At 42.1% G+C, this 24141-nt stretch carries 25 protein-coding genes and 1 pseudogene; 16 read left to right on the top strand and 10 right to left on the bottom strand.

Annotation, left to right across the window (positions count from 1 at the left end; all coding sequences use genetic code 11):
• Positions 1–7 precede the first annotated feature (7 nt).
• Positions 8–1369 (bottom strand): VRR-NUC domain-containing protein, encoded by a 1362-nt coding sequence (locus B0X70_RS05915; RefSeq protein WP_217471118.1) that lies wholly within the window; start codon positions 1367–1369, stop codon positions 8–10.
• Positions 1370–1777: 408 nt separating this feature from the next.
• On the bottom strand, positions 1778–3070 hold the full coding sequence (lysA, locus tag B0X70_RS05910) for a diaminopimelate decarboxylase (RefSeq protein ID WP_036814721.1): 1293 nt from the start codon (positions 3068–3070) through the stop codon (positions 1778–1780).
• Between the two features lie 124 nt (positions 3071–3194).
• Between lysA and B0X70_RS05905 the strand changes: the two genes are divergently transcribed.
• The gene (locus B0X70_RS05905; protein ID WP_036776880.1) at positions 3195–4130 is read left to right on the top strand and encodes a LysR family transcriptional regulator; all 936 of its coding nucleotides are present in this window, start codon (positions 3195–3197) and stop codon (positions 4128–4130) included.
• Here B0X70_RS05905 and B0X70_RS05900 read toward each other — a convergent pair.
• A complete protein-coding gene (locus B0X70_RS05900) occupies positions 4113–5027 on the bottom strand; it encodes a LysR family transcriptional regulator (RefSeq protein WP_046396561.1) in 915 nt (304 codons plus the stop codon). The genes B0X70_RS05905 and B0X70_RS05900 overlap by 18 nt on opposite strands.
• A gap of 105 nt (positions 5028–5132) precedes the next feature.
• Between B0X70_RS05900 and B0X70_RS05895 the strand changes: the two are divergent.
• Both B0X70_RS05895 and B0X70_RS05890 read left to right on the top strand, forming a co-directional pair.
• Positions 5133–6015 (top strand): annotated as a pseudogene (locus tag B0X70_RS05895) (MBL fold metallo-hydrolase).
• A gap of 31 nt (positions 6016–6046) precedes the next feature.
• Positions 6047–6688 (top strand): DsbA family protein, encoded by a 642-nt coding sequence (locus B0X70_RS05890; protein ID WP_217471117.1) that lies wholly within the window; start codon positions 6047–6049, stop codon positions 6686–6688.
• Positions 6689–6754: 66 nt separating this feature from the next.
• Here B0X70_RS05890 and B0X70_RS05885 read toward each other — a convergent pair whose 3' ends face one another.
• Positions 6755–7411 carry a prepilin peptidase gene (locus tag B0X70_RS05885; RefSeq protein ID WP_217471116.1) on the bottom strand — a complete coding sequence of 219 codons (657 nt, stop codon included), beginning with the start codon at positions 7409–7411 and terminating at the stop codon, positions 6755–6757.
• A 293-nt stretch (positions 7412–7704) separates the two neighbouring features.
• Here B0X70_RS05885 and rsmE point away from each other — a divergent pair, with 293 nt between their 5' ends.
• The 4 genes from rsmE (at position 7705) to ruvX (ending at position 10488) form a co-directional block, all read left to right on the top strand.
• On the top strand, positions 7705–8436 hold the full coding sequence (gene rsmE, locus B0X70_RS05880; protein ID WP_217471115.1) for a 16S rRNA (uracil(1498)-N(3))-methyltransferase: 732 nt from the start codon (positions 7705–7707) through the stop codon (positions 8434–8436).
• A 9-nt stretch (positions 8437–8445) separates the two neighbouring features.
• Entirely contained in the window at positions 8446–9396 is a 951-nt protein-coding gene (gshB, locus tag B0X70_RS05875; RefSeq protein ID WP_217471114.1) for a glutathione synthase, read from the top strand.
• Positions 9397–9504: 108 nt separating this feature from the next.
• Positions 9505–10068: a YqgE/AlgH family protein gene (locus B0X70_RS05870; protein ID WP_036814730.1), complete on the top strand. Its 564-nt coding sequence runs from the start codon at positions 9505–9507 to the stop codon at positions 10066–10068.
• On the top strand, positions 10069–10488 hold the full coding sequence (gene ruvX, locus B0X70_RS05865) for a Holliday junction resolvase RuvX (protein WP_036776891.1): 420 nt from the start codon (positions 10069–10071) through the stop codon (positions 10486–10488).
• A gap of 51 nt (positions 10489–10539) precedes the next feature.
• Here the strand turns inward: ruvX and B0X70_RS05860 are convergent, their stop codons facing one another.
• On the bottom strand, positions 10540–11577 hold the full coding sequence (locus B0X70_RS05860; protein ID WP_217471113.1) for a type IV pilus twitching motility protein PilT: 1038 nt from the start codon (positions 11575–11577) through the stop codon (positions 10540–10542).
• 21 nt (positions 11578–11598) lie between these two features.
• Between B0X70_RS05860 and B0X70_RS05855 the strand changes: the two genes are divergently transcribed.
• The 7 genes from B0X70_RS05855 to B0X70_RS05825 all read left to right on the top strand — a co-directional run bounded on the left by B0X70_RS05855 (position 11599) and on the right by B0X70_RS05825 (position 17999).
• On the top strand, positions 11599–12294 hold the full coding sequence (locus tag B0X70_RS05855; protein ID WP_214040503.1) for a YggS family pyridoxal phosphate-dependent enzyme: 696 nt from the start codon (positions 11599–11601) through the stop codon (positions 12292–12294).
• 25 nt (positions 12295–12319) lie between these two features.
• Positions 12320–13141, top strand: a complete 822-nt coding sequence (proC, locus tag B0X70_RS05850) for a pyrroline-5-carboxylate reductase (protein WP_036776894.1) — start codon at positions 12320–12322, stop codon at positions 13139–13141.
• Between the two features lie 18 nt (positions 13142–13159).
• Positions 13160–13708: a YggT family protein gene (locus tag B0X70_RS05845; protein ID WP_036776895.1), complete on the top strand. Its 549-nt coding sequence runs from the start codon at positions 13160–13162 to the stop codon at positions 13706–13708.
• 26 nt (positions 13709–13734) lie between these two features.
• Complete coding sequence (locus tag B0X70_RS05840; protein ID WP_217471112.1) at positions 13735–14328, top strand: XTP/dITP diphosphatase; 594 nt, start codon at positions 13735–13737, stop codon at positions 14326–14328.
• Positions 14321–15451, top strand: a complete 1131-nt coding sequence (gene hemW, locus B0X70_RS05835; protein ID WP_217471111.1) for a radical SAM family heme chaperone HemW — start codon at positions 14321–14323, stop codon at positions 15449–15451. Before B0X70_RS05840 ends, hemW begins: the two co-directional genes overlap by 8 nt.
• A gap of 721 nt (positions 15452–16172) precedes the next feature.
• On the top strand, positions 16173–16706 hold the full coding sequence (locus B0X70_RS05830; protein WP_246593451.1) for a hypothetical protein: 534 nt from the start codon (positions 16173–16175) through the stop codon (positions 16704–16706).
• A gap of 252 nt (positions 16707–16958) precedes the next feature.
• A complete protein-coding gene (locus tag B0X70_RS05825; protein ID WP_217470325.1) occupies positions 16959–17999 on the top strand; it encodes an IS630 family transposase in 1041 nt (346 codons plus the stop codon).
• Between the two features lie 377 nt (positions 18000–18376).
• Here the strand turns inward: B0X70_RS05825 and B0X70_RS05820 are convergent, their stop codons facing one another.
• The 5 genes from B0X70_RS05820 to trmB all read right to left on the bottom strand — a co-directional run bounded on the left by B0X70_RS05820 (position 18377) and on the right by trmB (position 22408).
• Complete coding sequence (locus tag B0X70_RS05820; protein ID WP_046396572.1) at positions 18377–19342, bottom strand: siderophore ABC transporter substrate-binding protein; 966 nt, start codon at positions 19340–19342, stop codon at positions 18377–18379.
• A gap of 117 nt (positions 19343–19459) precedes the next feature.
• Positions 19460–20182 carry a YggN family protein gene (locus B0X70_RS05815; protein WP_217471110.1) on the bottom strand — a complete coding sequence of 241 codons (723 nt, stop codon included), beginning with the start codon at positions 20180–20182 and terminating at the stop codon, positions 19460–19462.
• A gap of 47 nt (positions 20183–20229) precedes the next feature.
• A complete protein-coding gene (gene glsB, locus B0X70_RS05810; protein ID WP_036776900.1) occupies positions 20230–21156 on the bottom strand; it encodes a glutaminase B in 927 nt (308 codons plus the stop codon).
• A gap of 206 nt (positions 21157–21362) precedes the next feature.
• Entirely contained in the window at positions 21363–21689 is a 327-nt protein-coding gene (locus B0X70_RS05805; protein ID WP_036776901.1) for a YggL family protein, read from the bottom strand.
• The gene (gene trmB, locus B0X70_RS05800; protein WP_036776903.1) at positions 21689–22408 is read right to left on the bottom strand and encodes a tRNA (guanosine(46)-N7)-methyltransferase TrmB; all 720 of its coding nucleotides are present in this window, start codon (positions 22406–22408) and stop codon (positions 21689–21691) included. Before trmB ends, B0X70_RS05805 begins: the two co-directional genes overlap by 1 nt.
• Positions 22409–22787: 379 nt before the next feature.
• On the opposite strand from trmB, the gene mutY reads away from it, so the two are divergent.
• Positions 22788–23828, top strand: coding sequence for an A/G-specific adenine glycosylase (mutY, locus tag B0X70_RS05795; protein WP_110086611.1), 1041 nt, complete (start codon positions 22788–22790; stop codon positions 23826–23828).
• A 29-nt stretch (positions 23829–23857) separates the two neighbouring features.
• On the top strand, positions 23858–24130 hold the full coding sequence (locus tag B0X70_RS05790) for an oxidative damage protection protein (protein WP_214040508.1): 273 nt from the start codon (positions 23858–23860) through the stop codon (positions 24128–24130).
• The last annotated feature ends 11 nt before the right edge of the window (positions 24131–24141 follow it).

The following is a 24141-nucleotide window of genomic DNA, read 5'->3' as shown; positions in this document are numbered from 1 at the left end:
CCGTTAATTATGAAGCGGTGGCGAATGTCACACTCGCCAATATTGCCAAGACAGAGGCTAACGCTGCGGCGCTCACTGCGGCGGCGGCAGCTAAAATTTCCACCAGTGCAATCAATGCGGCAGCGACGGCAAGGGTGACAAGAATAACAACGGCAACACCGGCAATAATCACCACCATTTCCAGCATGCTTTCACCCACCTCTTTCAATATCTGCATCCAGCTAATATTTTTTAGCTCTTCCAAGGTGATATCTGAACCCTGCTGCACCGTCTGCCAGCGGGCTTTTATCTCACTCTCCGTCCAGGTCACGATTTTCCCCGTTTGTTCACTGACCCAGGAAAATGCGTAGCTGACCTGATGGCTTATCGGGTCAATAATCTCTTCACACACCCACTTGCCGGTTTGATTGAGCCATGAACCAAACTGGGCAAGAAGCTCCCGGGTACTGTCGCGGACATAATTCAACCCGTTTTCAGCCAGACTCGCCACTTCCTGCCCGAGGATAACCCAGTCTTCATAGCTGGGTAAAAACGACCAGCGGGAAGTGCTGAGAAGTGGTGGATTTTTTGTCAGGGGTTGCGGAATGGTCCCCGGCACACCTTCTTCAGGAGGTGTGGGGGGAGGTAAAGCATCATCAGGTGGTGAACCAGATGGCAACGGGGCCAGTGGTATGGGATTTTTATAGTGTTGGGAACTGGGTTGATAATGTTTTCGCCACGCTTCATCATACTGTTTTTGCTCTTCTGTACGGTTATCGATGATACGCATCACACCAAAGCGGTCTCCGGTCGCAATCTGGATATAATCTATTTCTTGATCGTCAGAGAGATCATCCCCCGGAAATTTCACCTCAATCAACATTTTCAGATTATCGGGGTGCACAGAACCATCAAAGTAGGTGGCATTTCTGCCCGGCCAGCGAAGAACCTCATTTTTAACCAGAATAATATCGGGGCGCCGAATACGTTTAACCCCAAATTTCTCCGCGTCTTCGGCAGAAGGTCGGGCAAACGGATTACTGGATTGCGGTAAATTATCACCATAACGCTGCTTAGAGTCTTGACTGGTCGCCAGCATGGGTAAGGGGACATCTTGCTCTCCTCGGATAGCAAACACCACTTCCGCTTTATAGGGCCACAGGAAGTCATGTTTGAGTTCCTCAACCTTAATCAACCCACTCATAATGACCTGATTAAGAAAGCGAATAGCCCCCAGTTTGGTGATAATCATTGCCGGCAGACGCAAAGCGTATTCGGCTTTTTCCGCCAGATAACAGGGGTCTTCATCGGCGGGAAAGACCCCTATTTCCATCGTACAGGTGATTGATGTGACAGCCGGGCACATTTTGCCGCTATTGGATATTGCCATACTTACTTCTCCATAAATCCCATAATACTCTACCAGCGTGTTACCACCGGCCCGGTTGCAGATTTTCGTCAGCCTCGTTCTGTCCGGTCAGGGTTCTGCCCATCGTGTCGGTTCTACCTGAGATGGCCTTACTACTAACCAGTTAATATCTGATTAATAGTGCAACAGATTTAATTTAAAAATATATAGGAATATTCCGAAAGTTATAAAAATAAGTGTGTTTTATAGCCGAAATTTAATAATTTATATTCATTAATTTAACATTTTAGAATACAAATAAATTTGCAACCAATAGTGGTATCGGTTTTATATATCACATGCTTTTTAAGGAAATGCTGTCAGACTGACAGGATTAAGGGATAGGTTTATCAACAGACAGGACGATACCTTAAAGTATCGCCCCATCTTTTATGGTGTAGAGGGACAGGATACTTCTTCCAACGCTAATAACTCTTCAATTGTTTGGCGACGGCGAATTAATTGGGGGCTACCATTAACAAATAACACCTCAGAGATCAGCGGGCGGCTGTTGTAATTGGAAGACATTGACGCACCATAAGCACCAGTATCATGAAAAACCAGATAGTCACCAACCCGAACCGGCGGCAACGCTCTTGGCGCAATGCCTCCCCCCTCAATCTGTGTAAAGATATCGCCAGATTCACATAACGGCCCCGCAACTAATGTTTCTTGCAATGAAAATTGCTCAATCTTACGTCCATCAGCAGGCAAAACTGAAATATGGTGATAACTGCCATACATTACCGGGCGCATTAAGTCATTAAATCCCGCATCCACCAGCACATAATTACGGTTCCCCATCTGCTTAACCGCCCGCACTTCTGTCATCAAAATGCCAGATTCCGCTACCAAAAAACGTCCCGGTTCAATTTCCAGCTCAACTTTATGACCTAAATGCTGCTCAATTCTTTTACGCGCATCATCCCACAACCCAAAATAATGAGCGATATTGATTTGCTCATCTCCCTGATGATAAGGGGTCGATAAACCACCGCCGGCTGAAATCGCCTGAATATCTTCACCACAAAGAATAACCTGTTCAACCATCGCATTGCATACACTGGAAAGATGATGATAATCAACACCAGATCCAATATGCATATGTAAACCAAGCAATTTCAATCCATAGTGGCGTATTTTCTCAATCGCTCGTGGAAGATCCTGATACCAAATACCATGTTTGCTGTTTTCCCCTCCTGTGTTCGTCTTCTGGCTATGACCATGACCGAACCCGGGATTAATCCGCAGCCATACCGGATGCCCTTGTTTACATTGACCAATCTGTTCCAACATATCGATAGAACCCGCATTAACCGGAATATCCAATTTGGTCACTTGTTGCAACGTCGGCACATCGATTAAATCAGCAGTAAAAACAATGTCTGACACTTCTTGCCCTGGACAAAATCCGGCCCGCAAAGCACGCTCAATTTCCCCTAGCGAAACAGCATCAACTTTCACACCATACTCACGCATCAGGCGCAAAATATGAGTATTAGAACAAGCTTTCTGAGCAAACCTGACGACATCAAACTGACATAATAATTTGATTCTTTGGATAATTGTTTCACTATCGTAAACCCATAATGGAGTACCGTACGTTTCTGGCAGACGACTCAAATTCTCCGCTATCAGATTAGGACAACTATTGCAGGTAAAATTGCGGGTAAAAGTACTCATCAGGGTTTCTCTCACAAAGTCAGCAGATAACCCATTATTGACAGCAAAAAACAGGAATAAAAATATCCATTTCGTTATAGTCTATTCATCTGTGATATAGAATTATCATTTGAAGGAACAATTTATGTCCTCTTGTTCATGGCGCCATATTGAAATCTTCCATGCGGTAATGACGACAAAAAACCTGACAGAAGCGGCTATTTTATTACAAACATCACAACCAACCGTCAGTCGTGAATTAGCACGATTTGAGCATCTGATAAAATTCAAACTATTTGACCGAGTAAAAGGCCGCCTGCATCCGACAGCACAAGGATTACGCCTTTTTGAAGAAGTTCAGCGCTCTTATTACGGACTCGAAAGAATAATGAATGCGGCTGACAATATACGTAAATTTCAACATGCTCAGCTTTCCATTGCTTGCTTGCCGGTATTTTCTCAATCACTGTTACCGAAAGTTTGCCGCCACTTCACCCGTCAATATCCTGATACTAATTTAACCATCATTCCACAGGAATCACCGCTACTGGAAGAGTGGCTTTCAGCTCAACGCCATGATCTGGGTTTGACAGAACATTTGCAGACACCACCCGGTACACAGAGAGAAACATTGATCACACTGAATGAAATTTGCGTATTGCCCGCCGAGCATCCTCTCAGTCATAAACCGCTATTGACTCCCGAAGATTTCAGCGAGCAAAATTTTATCAGCCTTTCAATAGCGGATAGCTACCGGCAGCTCATTGATGGCATATTCGCAGAACACCATATTCGCCGCCGCCTGATTATGGAAACTCACAGTGCTGCATCAGTATGTGCAATGGTGCGCGAAGGCATTGGCGTTTCTATCGTCAACCCACTGACCGTACTCGATTATCTGGACAGCCACGGCAAATCTGAAATATGCGCTCGCCCATTCAGTATCGATATTCCTTTTACTGTCAGCCTGATAAAGCCCATTCATCGCCCTTCTTCTGCCCCAGTAGATACTTTTATTGAACACCTAAAAGCACAAATTGCCCTGTTTCCTCAAAAACTAAAGTCAGCTTTTCAGCATTAGTGCTTGCCAGTACGGAGAAGAAGCAAACCACTGAACCAGAAAATCCAGTAATGCTCTCAACGTTGCTGGCATATTTTGACGACTGGCATAAATACCATAAATTCCCATCGCCTGAGGTCGATAGTCTGGCAACAACTGAATCAATTTTCCTGACGCCAAATGCGAAGCAACAGAATAATAGGGTTGCATGGCGATTCCCGCCCCTTGCAACGTTGCCTCCATTAATACAACCGATTCATTAGCACTTAAAGTACCGCTAACAGGAACAGAATATTTTTCCCCTCGGCGTTCAAATAACCAAAGACTTTTACCAAAGAAGTTATAAGTCATACAGTTATGCAAAGCTAAATCAGCAGGCTTTTGCGGAAGCATTTTTCCTGCCAGATAAGAAGGAGCGGCACAAACTACAGAATGGCATGTTGATAACGGTCTGGCGATCAAATTCGGCTCCAGATTATTCGTGATGCGTAACGCTAAATCTATCCGTTCCTCGACCAAATTTATTGCCTTATTACTCATTTGCATATCAATAGCTATCTGAGGGTAAATCTGCATAAACTCAGGAATCGCCACAGACAATGCGCTCACCGCCAGAGATTGAGAACTGCTTATCCGCAAAAGACCACTCAGTTCCTGTGCTTCTACAGGTTGATGAACCGGTATCTCTTCCGCCAATTGCAATAATTTACGACTGCGCTGATAGGCGATCTCTCCTGCCGATGTCAGGCTGATCTTTCTCGTTGTACGATGTAACAGACGTACTCCCGCCCATTTTTCCATTTCAGCCAGATAGCGAGATACCATTGCCCGCGACATATCTAACCGTTCCGATGCGGCAATCATGCTGCCTTGTTCTACAATTATAGTGAACACTTGCGCAGCAGTGACTCTATCCATCAATTAGCTCGATTTATGCAACAAATAATTGCCAATTATGCGGTTTTTTCATCGAAAAACGCAACTTATTATGAACCTCATTGACACAACATCAGGAATTCAATCATGACTCGCAAAACAACACTAAATATTGCGCTGGCAGGTATCCTTTCCTTGGGTACCATTTCTCTGGCACAAGCCACTAACCTAAAACTGGATGTTTTCAATCCAGGTGAAAGAAGCGTATTTCCCGTCTCTTCTGAGCTCATCATCGGTGATAGAGAAGTTGTACTGATCGATGCTCAGTTCCAAAAAAATGACGCTGAAGCACTGGCCAGAAGAATTAAGTATACCGGCAGAAACTGACAACTATCTATATCAGTCAGTCTGATCCTGATTTCTATTTTGGCCTTGATGTACTGACCAAAGCGTTCCCTAACGCAAAAGTCATTGCATCACCAGAAACCATTAAAGAAATCAAAAAGACCAAAGATGGCAAACTGGCTTATTGGGGAGGTGTTCTGAAAGAACAAGCCCCAAAAAAGTTATCGTGCCGCAACCGTTGGAAGGTAACACTTTTACGGTTGACGGTGAGAAGTTAATCGTCGAAGGTCTTGATGGCCCCGCGGCTGACCGTACTTTTGTTTGGATACCAAAATTAAAAGCGGTAGTAGGCGGTGTCACCGTTTCAGGCAACATTCATGTCTGGATAGCAGATACACAGACTAAAGAGTCCCGTAAAAACTGGATGCAGACATTAGATCGTATAAAAGAGCTGAAACCAACTATTGTGGTTCCAGGACATTTCATTGGTAACACGCCAATGACGTTGGAATCCGTTCATTTCACGCAAAAGTACCTGACTATTTTTGAGAAAGAGCTGGCAAAAGCGAAAGATTCAAAAGCGCTAATAGCCGCAATGGAAAAGCACTATCCAAAACTTGCAGACAAATCCAGTCTCGAGTTAAGTGCCAAAGTGCTGAAAGGCGAAATGAAGTGGCCCCAATAAGTAAATTAACTCTTTTTCAGGAATAAGTAATATGCCCGGAATGACTCTGCATTATATCTACGATCCACTATGTGGCTGGTGTTATGGCGTTTCCTCTCTGATACAAGCAGCAAAAGAGGTCGCAAATGTGAAAATTGAATTGCATGGCGGCGGAATGCTGACAGGGGATAACAGACGCCAAATAGACAGCACATGGCGTGATTATATCCTTAGTCAGGATAAACGGATCGCAAGCCTTACCGGGCAAATTTTCAGTGAACAATATGTCACACTGTTAAATGATAAATCACTGATTATGGATTCATTACCACCAATATCAGCCATTCTTGCAGCAGAAGAGTTGGCTGGTAAAGGTGTTGAAATGTTACTGGCAGTACAAAAAGCGCATTATGTTCGTGGATTAAAAATCAGCGAAACTGAAACATTATTGAATTTAGCAAATGAGTTACAGCTTGATTCAGAACTGTTTCAGCAAGAGCTGACACTGAATAATGAGTCAGAAAGTCTCCAACATATTAGGAAAAGCCGTGAACTGTTGGCAGCCGTTGGCGGCTCAGGCTTCCCTACATTTATTTTAGAAAATAACAGAAACGAGCTATCTATTATTTCTCTTGATAAATACTTGGGACAACCCAAACGTTGGCAAGATGCGCTGATTCACTATCAGTTTTAATACCACCGTTTTAATACCACAATTTTAACTACTGGCGCCCATACATTTTCAACTATCGGGCGCCATTCACAATAACCCATCCATTCCCAATAAGTGCATATAGATCATGATGAGCGCAGAAATGGCTATATAGGGGCCAAAAGCAACAGATTCTTGGTAATTTTCTCGTATTCTCCACATCCAAAAGTACCCAATAAGACCAAACAGTGAGGATAAAAACATTAATAAAGGAATTGCACCAATCCCCAACCAAGCACTAACCGCTGCCATTAACTTAAAATCACCATGTCCTAACCCTTCTTTATGACAAATTATTTTGAATAACCAATGGAGTGACCATAAAATCAAATAACCCACAATAGCACCGACTACAGCTTGTTCAATAGGCACAAAAGTTTGATTCAAATTCAATAATAATCCTAACCATAAAAGTGGATAATTTATTATATCTGGCAATAAATTAATTTTTACATCAATAAAAGAAAGTATAATTAGCATCCAAGCAAATATCAAAACCGCATATAAATGGAAATTCAATGAAAAACAAATCATAAAAAAAGCAGTTATAAACAGCGTTACTAATTCAACCTGAAAATAACCAAAATCTATTTTTTCATATCCATAAATAATTTTAGGAAATACCGATATCATTTTATTCAAACTTATTCCTGCCACTATCCCAACAAAAATAGCCAAAATAACGATTTTAATGTTAAAATCCATTTAACAAAGCACCTCCAACATTATTCCATTATGAATATTTTAATTAACTAAAAAAACAAATGTCAATTATATTTTCGACATAAAAATATAGTAATAAACAATGACGTTTTAAAACAACAAAATAAATATAAAATAGTCAAATTAAATATAAATATGCGAGCAGACTCGCAACATTTATTCAGAGATAACAATCCGTATCGAGATAGCTTGATAATTTGATTAAGCCTCCCTTATCATACCCTCCATTATTTATTGTCTTATGTATATCTATACCCCGCTGGAAGGAAAAAAACATGCGCATACCCCGCATCTATCACCCGGAATTACTCTCATCGAATACTGAAATTTATCTGAGTGATGAGGCGGCTAACCATGTCGGGCGGGTTCTCAGAATGACTCATGGCCAACAGTTGCAACTGTTTGATGGCAGCAATCAGATCTTCAACGCTCAGATCACCGAAGCTAACAAAAAATCTGTCAAAGTACATATCAGCAATAGCGAACTTGCCGATAATGAATCGCCACTTAATCTCCATCTAGGCCAAGTCATATCCCGGGGTGAGAAAATGGAATTCACCATTCAAAAATCTGTAGAGTTAGGGGTCAATGTTATTACGCCTTTAATTTCTGAACGTTGCGGCGTAAAGCTGGATGGAGAACGGCTGGCTAAAAAACTGCAACAGTGGCAGAAGATTGCTATTGCCGCCTGTGAGCAATGCTGTCGCAACCGTATACCTGAAATTCGCCCAGTGATGCAACTCGAACACTGGTGTGCGGAAGATGATGGCAGTTTGAAATTGAATCTACATCCACGAGCCAGCCAAAGCATCAATACTCTGCCTTTACCCGTAGAAAAAGTGCGTTTACTGATCGGCCCGGAAGGTGGATTATCGATAGATGAAATTGCTATGACAGCTAATTACCAATTTACTGATATCCTATTAGGACCACGAGTGCTGAGAACAGAAACGACAGCGCTCACCGCAATTACCGCATTACAAGTGCGTTTCGGCGATTTGGGTTAAGGAGAAAGAATGATCAAACTCGGCATAGTGATGGACCCCATTTCATCCATCAACATCAAGAAAGACACCAGTTTTGCCATGCTATTGGAAGCGCAACGCCGCGGCTGGGAGCTCCATTATATGGAGATGAGTGATCTCTATCTGCACCAAGGGGAAGCCCGCGCACGTACCCGCTTATTGCAGGTAGAAAACAGTCCACAGCAATGGCATCAGTTCAATAGAGAACAAGATGTGGCACTGGAAACATTGGATGTCATCCTGATGCGTAAAGATCCACCATTTGATACTGAATACATTTACGCCACTTATATTTTGGAACGTGCGGAAGAGAAAGGCACTCTCATTGTCAATAAACCACAAAGCCTGCGCGATTGTAACGAAAAACTGTTCACAGCTTGGTTCCCTGATTTAACACCAGATACATTAGTGACTCGCAATGCCGTTCAGTTGCGAGAATTCCACCAGAAACATGGTGATGTCATCTTTAAACCACTAGATGGTATGGGCGGCGCATCGATATTCCGCCTGAAAAAAGATGATCCAAACGTTGGGGTTATCATTGAAACCCTGACGGAACATGGCAATCGTTTCTGCATGGCGCAAAATTTCTTACCGGCCATCAAAGAAGGCGATAAACGGGTATTAATTGTCGACGGCGAACCCGTTCCTTATTGTCTGGCTCGTATCCCTGCCCAAGGTGAAACCCGTGGTAATCTTGCTGCGGGCGGCCGTGGTGAAGCTCGCCCGCTTTCAGAAAGTGACTGGGCTATCGCCAGAGCTGTTGCTCCGACTTTACAAAAAAAGGGGTTGATTTTTGTTGGCCTGGACATCATTGGTGACAAACTGACTGAAATTAATGTCACCAGTCCGACCTGTGCACGCGAGATAGAAGCCGCTTTCCCTGATATTTCAATCATCGGCATGTTAATGAATGCGATTGAAGAACGGTTAGAGAAATAAAAAATTCTTTTTGCGAATTTGCCTGTCAGGGTTTGTCATTTATACTTTTAGCCCACATACTGTGGGCTAAATAATCCTTACATAGCAAGGTTAATTACTAGAAACAAAATGAATCTACAGCACCATTTTCTTATCGCCATGCCCTCATTATCTGATCCCTATTTCAAACGCTCAGTTGTTTACATTTGTGAACACAATGAAAATGGGGCTATGGGATTGGTGATAAATAAACCTATTGAGCAAATCTCCGTTCGGAAAGTTTTACAAAAGCTGAAAATATCACCAGAAGATCGGGATGAAAGCATTAGTCTAAACAAACCTGTCATGACTGGCGGCCCACTGGCTGAAGATCATGGTTTTATATTGCACACACCAAGACCAGGTTTCAGTTCAAGTATCAAAATTTCCGATGACACAATGATCACCACATCCAAAGATGTTCTTGAAACCTTGGGTACACCACGCCAACCAAAACAGATATTGGTCACATTGGGGTATGCCAGTTGGGAAAAAGGCCAACTTGAAAAAGAGATAATGGAGAATAGCTGGCTAACAGCAAACGCTGATCCACATATTATTTTCAACTCCCCCATTGCGGACCGCTGGCGTGAAGCTGCATCTTTACTCGGTATCAATATCTACAATATTGCGCCACAAGCAGGACATGCGTAGATGAGTAACCGTACAATAATGGCTTTCGATTTTGGCACCCGCAGCATCGGCGCAGCCATCGGGCAAGAAATCACGGGTACCGCTAGAGCATTAACCTCGTTTAAAGCTACAGATGGTATCCCCAATTGGCAACAAATCGAAAAATTACTTCAAGAGTGGCAACCCGATTTAGTTATCGTTGGTCTTCCCCTTAATATGGATGGCACTGAGCAATTAGTCACAGCGCAAGCACGTAAATTTGCAAACCGGCTGCATGGCCGGTTTGGCGTACAAGTTCAACTCCAAGATGAACGCCTGACAACTGTTGAAGCCCGTGCTCATCTGTTCGACCGAGGTGGTTATAAAGCCTTAAGTAAAGGAAAAGTAGATGCTACTTCCGCTGTTATTATTCTGGAAAGCTGGTTTGAACAGCACTATTAAACGTTATTAATAGCGATCAACTAACAGCAATCGTATAACCGCGATTCTCGATTAACTGATAGCATTTTCTTTAATCTTCCTCTCCGTTTGCTCTGCCAGTAATCCCTGCAATTTACGCTGCTGCCAGCCTTGCTCATAGGTTTGCATCCCACTGGCAGCGCCCGTCTGCATAAGCGTTGTTATTTGATGATTTTTTCCTTCTCGTATCAAATGGCTCACAGCCTGATTAACTACCAATATTTCATATATAGCGACTCGCCCTCCTCCCTGAGCAGAAACTAATTGCTGGGCTATCACCGCTTTCAAACTGCCTGCTAGCTGACTACGTACCCACCCTTTTTCTTCGGCAGAGAAAATATCTACCAATCGGTCAATTGCCTGTACAGCACCTCTGGTATGCAAAGTCGACAATACCAAATGCCCAGTCTCTGCCGCAGTTAACGCCAAGCGTATTGTCTCCTTATCCCGCAACTCCCCCAACAACAATACATCAGGATCTTGCCGGAGCGCCCCTTTTAGCGCTGCCTGATAACTGGGCGAATCCAATCCAATTTGTCGTTGTTGTATCAGACAATTGCGGCTGTGGTGGATAAATTCAACGGGATCTTCCAATGTAATAATGTGCTGACAACTGTGGCTGTTCAGCATATCCACAATGGCAGTTAACGTTGTCGACTTCCCGCTGCCTGTAGCGCCAGTCACCAGAATCAACCCACTCTCTTCCCGCAAAGCCATTTTACGGATAATTTCAGGCGCTTTTAGCTGTTCCAGAGTTGAACACTGAGCGTGAATTAAACGCAAAACGGCTGACAACCCGGAGTGCTGACGAAAGATGTTGCCTCTCAATCGTTGGCCATTTTCTGTCTCCAACGCAAAATCCACATGTCCACCAGTTAATAGCTGTTGTCGCTGATTTTCTGATAAAAATTGTCTACTCCACTCTTCCAACAATAGATTATTTACAGATGGCAGTTGAGTTTGTGGGCAAAGCACTCCATTTATACGTAATACGGGAACTTGTCCAACACAAAGATGCAGATCTGAAGCATTATGCTTTACACTAAGGGCTACTAGCTTATCCATATTCATTTTTTAATCTCCTGAGTCACCATGAACAATATTGAACAAAATTTACAAGATGTCAGGACCCACATAGCCATTGCCGCACAAAAATGCGAACGCGCTCCAGAAGAAATTACCTTGCTTGCAGTCAGTAAAACCAAACCTGTGGAAGATATCGAAAAAGCAATCGCTGCCGGGCAACGTCATTTTGGTGAAAATTATGTGCAGGAAGGTGTAGAAAAAATTGCTCATTTTGCCAATCATAATGATTTGATATGGCACTTTATCGGTCCGTTGCAGTCTAATAAAAGCCGTTTGGTGGCAGAAAGTTTTAACTGGTGCCATACCATTGACCGCTTAAAAATAGCACAACGCCTGAACGAGCAACGCCCGAAGGGAATGGAACCGCTGAATATTCTTATTCAAATAAATATCAGTGATGAAAAGAGCAAATCAGGTATTCAACTTGATGAGCTACCTACTCTGGCTGCCGAAGTGAACAAACTACCAAACGTAAGGCTTCGGGGTTTAATGGCAATCCCAGCGCCGGAACCTGACTATGAACGTCAATTGGTGGTTTTCAGGAGAATGGAGCAAACCTTCCTTAACCTGAAAACTAAATATTCTCAAATAGATACCCTCTCAATGGGGATGACTGATGATATGGCTGCTGCGATTAATTGTGGTTCCACATTAGTACGAATTGGAACAGCAATTTTCGGTGCACGTCAGTATCACAATTAACCATTTCAACACTACGAGGTATTTAATGGAAAAACGTAAAATTACCTTTATTGGTGCAGGTAATATGGCTCACGCCATCATCGCCGGATTAGTAAAAGGAGGGTATCCTGCTGAACTGATTAATGTCTGCGCACCAAGTAATACTCGCCGTGATGCACTAGCAAAAGAGTATGGCGTTAACAGCGGTAGTGACAATATTCACTACGCACAGGAAGCCGACGTTGTTGTTCTGGCGGTAAAACCGCAAATGATGGCAGATGTTTGTCAGACTCTGCAAGAAAAGGTAGATTTCAGTAATAAGCTGATTCTATCTATCGCCTCAGGTATTTCCGTTGCACGCTTTGATGCTTTATTACAAGACAAACTCAATATTATCCGTATCATGCCAAACACACCGGCGTTAATTGGTCAGGGGTTGAGTGGATTATTCGCATCTGAACAAGTCAGCCAGTCTGACCGTAATTTCACTCAAGCATTAATGAACAGTGTCGGTAAAACTTACTGGGTAAAAGATGAAAACGGCATCAATGACATTATCGCCGTAGCAGGCAGTGCGCCCGCTTATTTCTTCCTATTTATGGAGTCAATGCAACAGGAAGCAGAACGTTTAGGTTTTGATAGCCAGACAGCCCGTGAAATTGTTTTGCAAACGGCAATAGGTTCTGCGGCACTGGCCGCATCAAACGTAGATCTCCCTTTTGCAACCCTGCGTGAACAGGTAACATCTAAAGGCGGTACTACTGCGGAAGCATTACGTATCTTTTATGAAGGCAAATTGCCGGAAACTGTATCCAACGCTATGCAGGCGGCTATTCGCCGGGCGCAGGAAATGGAAAAACAATTTTAATTTTATCAAGGCTGCTAAATGCAATTTTTACACTTTATTCTATCCACAGTTCTGGATTTATACATCGCTGTTTTATTACTTCGTGTATGGATGCAATGGGCTCGTTGTGATTTTTATAACCCATTTGCCCAATTTATTGTGAAAATAACTCAACCGATCGTTCGGCCATTACGCCGGGTCATACCGGCTATTGGTTCGCTTGATACTGCCTCCATTGTTGTCGCTTATGTTCTGGTAGTATTTAAATTTATCATGCAACTTTGGTTCAATACCGGTTCGCTTGCTTTCCACACACTTTTCCTTCCTGTCGGGTTAATCGAATTGCTGACAGCAGCAGGTAAACTGGTATTTTGGTTAGTGCTGGCTCGTGCTCTACTAAGCTGGATAAGTCAGGGGCGCAATCCGATTGACTATGTTTTGATGCAACTGACAGAACCGTTGATGGCGCCTATCCGCCGTATTATCCCAACAATGGGCGGCCTTGATTTTTCAGCAATGATAGTCATTTTGATCCTCTACGCCCTGAACTATCTTCGCGCTGATGTTCTTTCATGGCTGATACAGTAAATAAGAATTAAATTGGATTCAAAATAATGCAAAAAGTCGTTCTGGCAACCGGCAACCCCGGAAAAGTTCGTGAACTGGCACAATTACTGGCTGATTTTGGACTGGATATTGTTGCTCAAACTGAATTAGGCGTAGATTCAGCCGAAGAGACTGGGCTGACATTTATTGAAAATGCCATTCTTAAAGCTCGCCACGCTGCACAAGTTACCGGCCTACCGGCGATTGCGGATGATTCTGGTCTATCCGTAGACATCCTTGGCGGCGCTCCAGGTATCTATTCAGCTCGTTATGCCGGTGAAAACAGCACCGATCAGCAAAATCTAGAAAAACTGCTAGATTCGATGAAAGATATTCCTGATGATCAACGTCAAGCTCAGTTTAACTGTGTGCTGGTTTATATGCGCCACGCGGAAGATCCAACACCACTGGTATTTCATGGCCGCTGGCCGGGGATTATCGCACGCCAACCTGCCGGTAATGGTGGGTTTGGTTATGATCCTATCTTCTACATACCGGAATTAGGTTGTACTGCCGCTGAATTAACGGGTGAACAAAAAAATGCCGTTTCGCATCGTGGTCAGGCACTAAAGATGATGTTGGATACACTACGTAATGCTTAAACTCCCACCACTCAGTCTTTATATCCATATTCCGTGGTGTGTACAAAAGTGTCCTTACTGTGATTTCAACTCTCATGCATTGAAAGGTGACGTTCCGCATCAGGAGTATGTTGACCATTTATTAGCAGATCTGAAAACGGATCTGCCAATGGTCAACGGACGGGAAATTACCACTATATTTATAGGTGGTGGAACCCCCAGCCTGCTTAGCTCACAGGCAATGCAACAATTGCTGGATGGTGTTCGTGCTCTCCTACCGGTATCGCCGCAAGCTGAAATTACTATGGAGGCCAATCCGGGTACTGTGGAAGCCGATCGTTTTAGTGGTTATCAGCAAGCGGGGATTAACCGAATATCCATTGGCGTGCAGAGTTTCAGCCCGGATAAACTGGCACGCCTTGGCCGTATTCACGGGCCGGATGAAGCCAAACGGGCAGCACATTTAGCCGCTAGTCTGGGGCTACGCAGTTTTAATCTGGATTTGATGCATGGTTTACCGGACCAAAGCCTTGACGAGGCACTGGATGATTTACGTCAGGCAATCGCGTTATCACCACCGCATCTTTCATGGTATCAGTTGACTATTGAACCTAATACCAGCTTTGGCTCTCGCCCTCCTATTCTGCCCGACGATGACGCTTTATGGGATATCTTTTCACAAGGTCATCAATTGCTGACAGCAGCAGGTTATCAGCAATATGAAACTTCTGCTTATGCTAAACCAGGCTATCAATGCCAGCATAATCTCAACTACTGGCGCTTTGGAGATTACCTTGGCATTGGCTGTGGCGCTCATGGAAAAATCACATTTGAAGATGGCCGTATTCTGCGCACAGTGAAAACCAAACATCCCCGTGGATATATGCAAGGACGCTATCTGGATAAACAACATCAAGTAGAAAATGAAGATCGGCCATTTGAATTTTTTATGAACCGATTCCGTTTACTGGAAATGATGCCAAAACAAGATTTCAGTGATTTCACTGGGTTATCTGAGACCTCAATCCGTCCTCAAATTGAACAAGCCTTAGCCGCGGGTTATCTCTCTGAAACAGCAACACATTGGCAAATTACGCAGAAAGGGAAGCTGTTCCTAAATTCATTATTGGAACTATTTCTCTAGCACAGAAATTGCCTTTGGCAAATTCAGCTCCGTAAAGATTATCTTTGCATAAAATTGATACCGCCATTGGTTTCGTTTCTATTCATAATACATTTCCCCCACTGAACTTCAGTGGGGACTCCATTAGACGGTGGCGACTGATTGCCCCATGTTGGATTCCTGTTCCTTTCGGAGGAGTGATTGCACCCCAAAACTTAAATAATATATAAGTGACAAATTAACCAAGGCATTAATATTGAAATAATAATTCACAATCTAATTTTCAATGATAAAATCCCAATATGTAAAAAAATAAATTAACAAATACACCACAAAAAAAATAATATAAAAATTTATTAATCCACCTACCCTAAAAATATATTTATCCATGTAGATAATAGTTAATATCGACCATCAATAAGAGTATTAATTAAAATTTAATAAAACCATATTTTACACAAGATTAATTTTAATATATGTGAATTACGCTGCAATAATATCACTTAAATCATCTCAAATACGACTATATTTAATTTGTTCTTGGTTGTATTTCTATTGATAAGCACAAACATTTAAAAAATCATTTTTAATTTTTCTTTGATTGGGGTGAAAAATGAACATTGAAAATAAAGAAATGTTATATACTTTATCCAAAGAAAACCGCGCTACAGCACTGACGCCGTATTATAAAGATTTTTATGATCAACTTTCCGATCATCAAAAATAAAATATTAGTTTTGACATGGTTGTAAATGATGCTTACAAGAGATTGCATTTTAATAATTCAGCTCCAACTGACACTGATGGAAGATCAAAATTAATAGAGTACGCAGGTGTATCTCTATGCACTCTTGCAATTGGTACAGTTGTCGCAGGTGCTTTTAAACTTGCATTTAAATTCATGGGCATACATGAACCCGAAAGAGAATCAGCCACACAGATATTATTGAAAAAATTAGGTCATGAGGCTATACATGAGTTATTGACTATAGTTCATGACCTTAAGAATTCGAATTCTATTACTGATAAATCAAAGAATACCTGGTCATTAATTGCTAAAGTTAAGGATGATATAGGTATTTCTGGAATAACTAATTGCTTAAAGGAGTCAATGCATTGGTACGACTGGGTTATTACTGGAATAACTGCAATAGCACAATTAACTATATGGTTTTCTACAGATGGAGCTGCATTTATTGTAGAAATAGCACTGGCTGGTCCTGCTATAGCTAGATTGGTATTTGACTCTGTAGACGCGGTTAATACTTGTTCATAAAACCTTTATCTGTAATCTCATTTAATTATCAAGGAACTTATTATTTATTATAAGTTCCTTTCAATATAAATATCATCCTTCATATTATAAACTCGAATAAATCAGACGCTAAAATATAAAACAAATAATGTTTTCACCTTGTAAATTCAATAAATAAATTTTCAAAATAATAGATCACTGGAAGGGAACTCAGTCCGATTTTTGCGATCTGATCAATTGCCAAAAATCCCAAACCTCAACACGGACTGAGTGATGCCTATCATAGCACCCATACCTCAAAATGAATGCCAGAAAATGAGAAAACTTATCCACAAAACCCGTGATAAGAACTATTCCCGTCGATTGACGGCGTTATTGATGCTCAATGAGGGATTGACGGTGACTTATGTCGCCAAAACCCTTCATGCCGCACGCTCTTCCATCAATCGTTGGGTTGAATGGTTTACATTATATGGACTCGAAGGACTCAACAGTTTACCGGCTGGCCGACCTGCTGTCTGGGATCTCACCCCTCTCTATAGCCTGTTGCTTTTCTTATTACAGCAATCTCCCCAAGAATTCGGCTATCTTCGCTCTCGCTGGAGCCTTGAGCTTATGACTCATACTCTTAATGAATTACTCAACCTCTCTCTGACACAAAGTGTCCTCTATCGTTATTTTGCTCAGGTGGGAATTGTCTGGCGCAGAGCGGCGCCCACGGTAAAACAACCTGATCCTGAACATGAGGAGAAAATGGCAAAGATCGCAGAAGCCAAAGCGAATATTTCAGAAAAACATCCCGTTTTCTATGAAGATGAGGTGGATATTGATTTCAACCCGAAAATCGGCGCGGACTGGTGTTTCAAAGGACAACAAAAACGGGTTATCACCCCGGGAAAAAATGAAAAACATTACCTTGCGGGTTGCCTCAATGCTCAGACAGAGCAAGTCACCTATGTTAAAGGAATAAAAAAGAACTCTGATTTATTTATCAAAATGTTAGATGAACTGAATCATCAATATCCCCATGCGGAAACTCTCACATTAATCTTAGATAACTACGGTATTCATAAAAGTCAGAAGGTAAAGGAGTGGCTGGCACGACATCCCAAATTTACCCTGTTGTTTTTACCCGTCTATTCACCGTGGCTAAATAAAATAGAACGGTTATGGCAATCGCTCCATGAGACAATAACGCGAAATCACCGTTGTCAATTTATGTGGCAGTTGCTTAATTATGTTGATGCCTTTTTGGCATCGTTTTCATCACAGCAAAAACCAGGAAGACAAAAAATGAGTGTAGCACTATTATGAAATCTTATTTATAATAATCACCATTAATATCTACAAATAATTTCTCTGTCCAATTATATATAACAGAAATACATTTATTATTTCTTAATAACAACATTAGTTTTCACACCATTATTATAACAGATTAAATTTTTATTTTATGAATAGATAAGACATTGTTTTGAATAGAAAAGATTTGTCTATCTTTTAAATTATTAATACTGAAAATACGAATAATAAGCCAACTACTCATAGAATATTGCCCCAATCGGGCAAGATTTAGACCAAAAACCTGACAGTCACCAGCATAAAATAACCGATAACTGTCAGACCAAATCTAAAACAATCCATTGTGGAACTTCAATCACTATTCAAATTCAAAATGGCGCATGACCTGATTAAAGGGCATCAGCTACAGCATTAACTTGTGCAGTTAAGCTTTCCAAACCACCACCCGATAAATACCACAAATCAGATTTCAGGTAAGTGATTTTGCCATTCTTATACGCCGAAGTAGATTTTATTTTATCATCTTCAAATTTTTCTTTGTTCAGCTTACCTGCGCCAATTGCTTCACTACGGTCAATAATGAGAATCACATCAGGATTGGCTTTAGCAATCATATCAGAAGTCACTACAACGAATTTGTTTTTATCTTCACCAGCAGGAATAGATAATTCTGCTTTCTGTGCCTTAACCACGTCATACACTACGCTCTGGTTGTTCAGCACTAATTTACCTGCGTTATGCAGCAATACTAAAACTTTTGCGCCAGAAGACTTAGCTTTATCCTGAGCTTTAGCAATGGTTTTTTCCAGCTCAACAAGCTGATCTTTTACTTCACTCTGTTTATTAAACAATTCACCTAATAACGTTATGTTACTTTCAACTGAAGCCAGATAATTTTTGCTATCAGTTCCCAGATTAATTGTCGGTGCTATTTTTGACAACTTTTCATAGGAAGAAGTTTGACGCCCGCTAATAACGATCAAATCAGGTTTAATTTGCGCCAATTTTTCCAGATTTGGCTCTTTCATACCCCCCGCATTTTCTACCCCTTTAGGTAAGCTATTACGGAGATATTCAGGCGTATTACCAGTAGGTAATGCAACAACCCTATCTGATAAACCTAATTTAACTAATGAATCATAAATACCGAAATCAAATGAAACGACTTTCTGAGGATTTTTTTTGACTTCAGTTTCACCGGAAAGGTGCTTAACTGTGATCTTATCATTAGTCTGAGCTGTAACTACATTTGGGGTAACTATATTTGGTGTAACTACAGAAGATTCCTGACTAAATGCGGAATGGCTTGCAACAGCAAATAACGATACCAGAACGACAGGGATTATCTTTTTCATATATCGCACTCCAAGAAAGGATATTTAGTAAACATTTGCATTCTAGGTAGCGAAAAAAATATGTCAATCTAAATAAGAATCAATTTCAAATTGATTCTTATTTGTGATTATTAGCAATTATTTAATAGAATTCAGTAACTCAATTCTTTGTTGCTCAAGGCCACTGACCTTACCGCAAACCTCTTTGCCAAAACGCTGGAAATCTTCTTCCTGAGTCCGCCATTCAGCTTTCAAATTATTCTGCAATCCACCCAAACTACCAAGCAACGATTGTAATGCCTGATTGTTATCACCATTTAGGCTAAATTGTTTATTGCCAATCTCATTAATACTGTCCTGTAACACCCCACCAAGACTTTGCTCAATTAAGCTACGGCTATCTTTTTCAACCTGCTTAATTGCTTGATGGTGGAATGCCATACCATCAGAGCGAGTTTCAATAATTCGGTCTATTTGCTGGTTAAGCCCTGACTCAAGCTCAGACAACCGATTACGCACATTGCTATCCTTGCCGATAGTATCTACTACCACTTTATCCAAGGACTTACGGGCTGTTATCAGGTGTTTTCCGGTTTCTTGTTTAATCCAAGGCAAATCCTGTCGTAAAGCCTGCTGATAATGTTGTGCTTTCTGACGCTGTTCAGTATTTAAACTTAAGTTCTTACCATCGCGAGTTACTGAACCATCCGGTGAAATCTGGAGATTGCCACTTGCCCCCACAACCTGAACTGATCGAGAAGTAATAATAATGTCATTCTGTGGATTTACCTGGCATTCATAACCTGCCTGAGCCTGAGCAACAAATAGCAAAGATGCAACAGTGATAATTTTGCGTAACATGTTTTCTCCTAAGAAAATCACCTGAGAATTAAAAAATGGATTGAGAGTTAAAAAACGGATCGCCCAACACGATCGGCTAACAATTCTAGGGCAGCACAACCCGCCAAAGAGTTCCCCGATCGATCCAATTCCGGTGACCAGACAGCAACAGTAAACTCTCCCGGCACGACACATACGATCCCACCACCAACGCCCGATTTTCCTGGCATGCCAATCCTGAATGCAAACTCGCCGGAACCATCATACATACCACAGGTCATCATCAGTGCATTAATCTGCCGGGCCTGACGTGGACTAAGGATTTGCTGCTCAGAGCCTATCGTACTCCCCTGATTCGCCAAATAAATAAAACATTTAGCAAGCTCAATACAGTTCATTTTCAAAGCGCAATAATGAAAATAAGTTTGCAGTACCGCGAGCACATCATTATCGAAATTACCGAAGGATTTCATCAGATAGGCAATCGCCGCATTGCGGTGAGAATGTTCCATTTCAGAACGGGAAACTTTGCTGTCGTAACAAATATCAGGGCAACCAGCAAGTTTGCGCACCACTTCTAGCATACGCTGTTTAGGCGCACTCAATCGCGACTGCAACATGTCACAGACAATTAATGCACCCGCGTTAATAAAAGGGTTACGGGGTTTGCCTTTTTCCAGTTCCAATTGAACTAACGAGTTAAATGGCTGACCTGAGGGTTCCTGCCCGACCCGTTGCCAGATCTCTTGTTCCTGATAACGCGTCATGGCTAAAGTCAGGCTTAATACCTTAGAAATAGATTGAATCGAAAAACGCTTCTCAGCATCTCCGGCACGGAATATCTGCCCATCGATGGTACAGATGGCTATTGCCAGGTTATCAGCAGGAACTTCCGCCAATGCAGGAATATAATTTGCCACTTTCCCTTGGCCAATCAGGGGACGAACTTGTCGCAAAATATCCGACAATAACGTATTAGAGAACGTTGTACTCACTGATTTTACTCCAGACAGGGGCACTCATTAATCACCAGAGACCCCTGTTGTAATTCATGCAAGCTATTTTATAGCGATATACCCGTTATCTTTCAAGTTGCCTCTTTGTTGGCTGTACTCACCCCGGTCACATAGTTCTCTATGCTCCCGGGGATTCGCTCCCTTGCCGTCGCTATCCATCTTGAAATCCATAGGGTATAGATTAATCAATCCCACCAAACATCAAACAATTCGGAAGTCATGACATCTTCCATACCGCGATCCTTCAACCACTTTTCAACCAATTGGCGATGCTCTTCTGTACACATACCAATTTTTTGCAAACAGATTAAACCTTCCCAATGCAGATAACCGCTGGCATCCAATGCTAAGCCATTAGATTCAATCAGCTCATCAATAAATGCATCAACAGTGCTATCGATAACATCTACAGGTGTATTAGATGGGAAACTCCACTTAACAGAAAAACCTAACTCCTTAAATTCATCAATATGCATCTTCTTACGCAAACGACGACTGCGGTTTTTAGCCATTACTTAATCCTCTTAAACATTATGTCCCACACGCCATGCCCCAACCGCTGACCGCGCAATTCAAATTTCGTTATCGGGCGTGAAGATGGACGCGGTACATAATCACCATCCTCAGACAAATTAAGGTAATTATCTACGCCATTCATCACTTCCAACATATGCTCAGCATATGGCTGCCAATCAGTCGCCATATGGAATACGCCACCCACTTTCAACTTGCTTCTTATCAATTCAGCAAATGGCGGCTGTACAATCCTGCGTTTATTATGACGTGCTTTATGCCACGGATCCGGAAAGAAAAGCTGTACCATTTCCAAACTATTATCCGGGATCATGTTTTCCAGCACTTCAATCGCGTCATGGCACATCACCCGCAAGTTACCGATATTTTCATCTTCTGCGGAAGCCAGACAAGCGCCAACGCCAGGCGCATGAACTTCAATCCCAAGAAAATCTTTTTCTGGATTCTGACTTGCCATTGTGACAAGGGATGCCCCCATGCCAAAGCCAATTTCCAACACCACAGGGGCTTCTCGCCCAAAAAGTGCTGCCAGCTCCAGCTTTTCTGCCTGATACTCAACACCTATTTTTGGCCAGAGATTATCAAGTGCTTGTTGCTGACGATTAGTTAACCGGCCCTGACGACGAACAAAACTCCTAACACGGCGCAACGCCCTGCCATTTTCATCAAATTCCGGCGAAATTACGTTATTTATCATGGTATTTCTGTCAGTTTTAAAGGCATTTATTCAGCCGCTTATGGCTGCTTTACCAGCAAACCACCTATCCCCGTCATCTTTCAAGTTGCCTCTTTGTTGGCTGCACTCACTCACCCCGGTCACATAGTTACCTATGCTCCCGGGGATTCGCTCCCTTGCCGTCGCGATGCATCTTGAAATCCATTGGGTATAAAAGAGAGCGCATTATCCAAAGATGGGCGATTTTAGCAAGTCCGATCGTGACAAGTACAATTTTAATACGGAATTTAATACGAAATTGCGTAGCGCTGCGAAAACAAAGTTCCGGTTTACAGCGAGGTTACACTATGTTGCAATCCTATTCACGAAACACTGATTTTCCCTAAAGACAATTATCCCAATGATGGAAGCAAAGCAATTCTCCGCAGTGGTACTAGATTGGTACCATCGTTACGGTCGTAAAACCCTGCCCTGGCAATTGGAAAAGACCTCTTATCACGTCTGGCTTTCAGAAGTGATGTTGCAACAAACTCAGGTTGCGACGGTCATTCCCTATTTTCAGCGCTTTATTTCACGTTTTCCCGATGTGACTTCACTTGCCGCAGCCCCCCTTGATGAAGTCCTACATTTGTGGACCGGCCTTGGTTACTACGCTCGCGCTCGTAATTTACATAAAGCAGCACAACAGGTTGTGGAGTTGCACCAAGGTCAATTCCCAACAACTTTTGAAGATGTTGTCGCCCTACCTGGCGTTGGTCGTTCAACAGCGGGGGCAATCCTTTCACTTTCTCAAGGTAAACATTTCCCAATTCTTGATGGCAACGTTAAACGGGTATTAGCCCGCTGTTATGCCGTGGAAGGTTGGCCAGGTAAAAAAGAGGTTGAAAGCAACCTTTGGCAAATCAGCACCAATGTAACGCCAGCGCAAGAGGTGGAATATTTTAATCAGGCGATGATGGACTTAGGCGCAATGGTTTGCACTCGCAGCAAGCCGAAATGTGAAATCTGCCCATTAAATCAAGGATGTATCGCTTACGCTAACCATAGCTGGACCAAATATCCAGGTAAAAAACCTAAACAGAGCATTCCTGAGAAAACAGCTTATTTCCTGCTGATGCAGAATAATGATGCTGTCTGGCTGGAACAACGCCCACCAACGGGGATCTGGGGTGGTTTGTTTGCGTTTCCTCAGTTTGAGAGCATGGATTTGCTAAATGGCTGGTTAGAGCAATCAGGTATTTCTCATAGTAAACATGAACAACTCACCGCATTCCGCCACACATTTAGCCATTTTCATCTAGATATTGTGCCGATAAAAATAAATATTTTATCCTTTACTACCTGCATGGATGAAAATAAAGGACTTTGGTATAACTTACAGCAACCCGCGACTGTTGGGCTGGCAGCACCAGTTGAATATCTATTACAGCAACTAAGCTAATCTCATACCCACTATTTTGAGGATTTATTATGAGCAGAACTGTTTTTTGTACTTTCTTACAACATGAAGCCGAAGGACTGGATTTTCAGCTTTATCCGGGCGAATTGGGCAAACGCATTTTCAATGAAATTTCCAAAGAAGCATGGGGACAATGGATGAGCAAACAAACCATGCTGATCAATGAGAAAAAACTCAACACCATGAATCCGGAAGATCGTAAATTGCTTGAACAGGAAATGGCTAAATTCCTGTTCGAAGGTCATGATATTCAAATTGATGGATATACCCCACCAGAAAAATAATATTTAGCTTT

The sequence above is a fragment of the Photorhabdus akhurstii genome (genome assembly GCF_019090985.1).
GTDB lineage: Bacteria > Pseudomonadota > Gammaproteobacteria > Enterobacterales > Enterobacteriaceae > Photorhabdus > Photorhabdus akhurstii.
The sequence above is the reverse complement of the archived record's forward strand: the minus strand, read 5'-3'. Positions and strand labels throughout refer to the sequence as shown.

What these genes read in the sequence shown, in the direction of transcription:
- B0X70_RS05885 (WP_217471116.1), bottom strand. Translation starts at nt 7,411, where the DNA reads ATGGATTTTAACATTAAAATCGTTATTTTGGCTATTTTTGTTGGGATA.
- B0X70_RS05815 (WP_217471110.1), bottom strand. Translation starts at nt 20,182, where the DNA reads ATGTTACGCAAAATTATCACTGTTGCATCTTTGCTATTTGTTGCTCAG.
- B0X70_RS05860 (WP_217471113.1), bottom strand. Translation starts at nt 11,577, where the DNA reads ATGAATATGGATAAGCTAGTAGCCCTTAGTGTAAAGCATAATGCTTCA.
- ruvX (WP_036776891.1), top strand. Translation starts at nt 10,069, where the DNA reads ATGAGTAACCGTACAATAATGGCTTTCGATTTTGGCACCCGCAGCATC.
- B0X70_RS05830 (WP_246593451.1), top strand. Translation starts at nt 16,173, where the DNA reads ATGGTTGTAAATGATGCTTACAAGAGATTGCATTTTAATAATTCAGCT.
- B0X70_RS05805 (WP_036776901.1), bottom strand. Translation starts at nt 21,689, where the DNA reads ATGGCTAAAAACCGCAGTCGTCGTTTGCGTAAGAAGATGCATATTGAT.
- B0X70_RS05820 (WP_046396572.1), bottom strand. Translation starts at nt 19,342, where the DNA reads ATGAAAAAGATAATCCCTGTCGTTCTGGTATCGTTATTTGCTGTTGCA.
- B0X70_RS05890 (WP_217471117.1), top strand. Translation starts at nt 6,047, where the DNA reads ATGCCCGGAATGACTCTGCATTATATCTACGATCCACTATGTGGCTGG.
- B0X70_RS05845 (WP_036776895.1), top strand. Translation starts at nt 13,160, where the DNA reads ATGCAATTTTTACACTTTATTCTATCCACAGTTCTGGATTTATACATC.
- proC (WP_036776894.1), top strand. Translation starts at nt 12,320, where the DNA reads ATGGAAAAACGTAAAATTACCTTTATTGGTGCAGGTAATATGGCTCAC.
- gshB (WP_217471114.1), top strand. Translation starts at nt 8,446, where the DNA reads ATGATCAAACTCGGCATAGTGATGGACCCCATTTCATCCATCAACATC.
- rsmE (WP_217471115.1), top strand. Translation starts at nt 7,705, where the DNA reads ATGCGCATACCCCGCATCTATCACCCGGAATTACTCTCATCGAATACT.
- mutY (WP_110086611.1), top strand. Translation starts at nt 22,788, where the DNA reads ATGATGGAAGCAAAGCAATTCTCCGCAGTGGTACTAGATTGGTACCAT.
- B0X70_RS05855 (WP_214040503.1), top strand. Translation starts at nt 11,599, where the DNA reads ATGAACAATATTGAACAAAATTTACAAGATGTCAGGACCCACATAGCC.
- B0X70_RS05825 (WP_217470325.1), top strand. Translation starts at nt 16,959, where the DNA reads ATGCCTATCATAGCACCCATACCTCAAAATGAATGCCAGAAAATGAGA.
- B0X70_RS05840 (WP_217471112.1), top strand. Translation starts at nt 13,735, where the DNA reads ATGCAAAAAGTCGTTCTGGCAACCGGCAACCCCGGAAAAGTTCGTGAA.
- B0X70_RS05915 (WP_217471118.1), bottom strand. Translation starts at nt 1,369, where the DNA reads ATGGCAATATCCAATAGCGGCAAAATGTGCCCGGCTGTCACATCAATC.
- B0X70_RS05790 (WP_214040508.1), top strand. Translation starts at nt 23,858, where the DNA reads ATGAGCAGAACTGTTTTTTGTACTTTCTTACAACATGAAGCCGAAGGA.
- hemW (WP_217471111.1), top strand. Translation starts at nt 14,321, where the DNA reads ATGCTTAAACTCCCACCACTCAGTCTTTATATCCATATTCCGTGGTGT.
- B0X70_RS05870 (WP_036814730.1), top strand. Translation starts at nt 9,505, where the DNA reads ATGAATCTACAGCACCATTTTCTTATCGCCATGCCCTCATTATCTGAT.
- B0X70_RS05905 (WP_036776880.1), top strand. Translation starts at nt 3,195, where the DNA reads ATGTCCTCTTGTTCATGGCGCCATATTGAAATCTTCCATGCGGTAATG.
- lysA (WP_036814721.1), bottom strand. Translation starts at nt 3,070, where the DNA reads ATGAGTACTTTTACCCGCAATTTTACCTGCAATAGTTGTCCTAATCTG.
- B0X70_RS05900 (WP_046396561.1), bottom strand. Translation starts at nt 5,027, where the DNA reads ATGGATAGAGTCACTGCTGCGCAAGTGTTCACTATAATTGTAGAACAA.
- trmB (WP_036776903.1), bottom strand. Translation starts at nt 22,408, where the DNA reads ATGATAAATAACGTAATTTCGCCGGAATTTGATGAAAATGGCAGGGCG.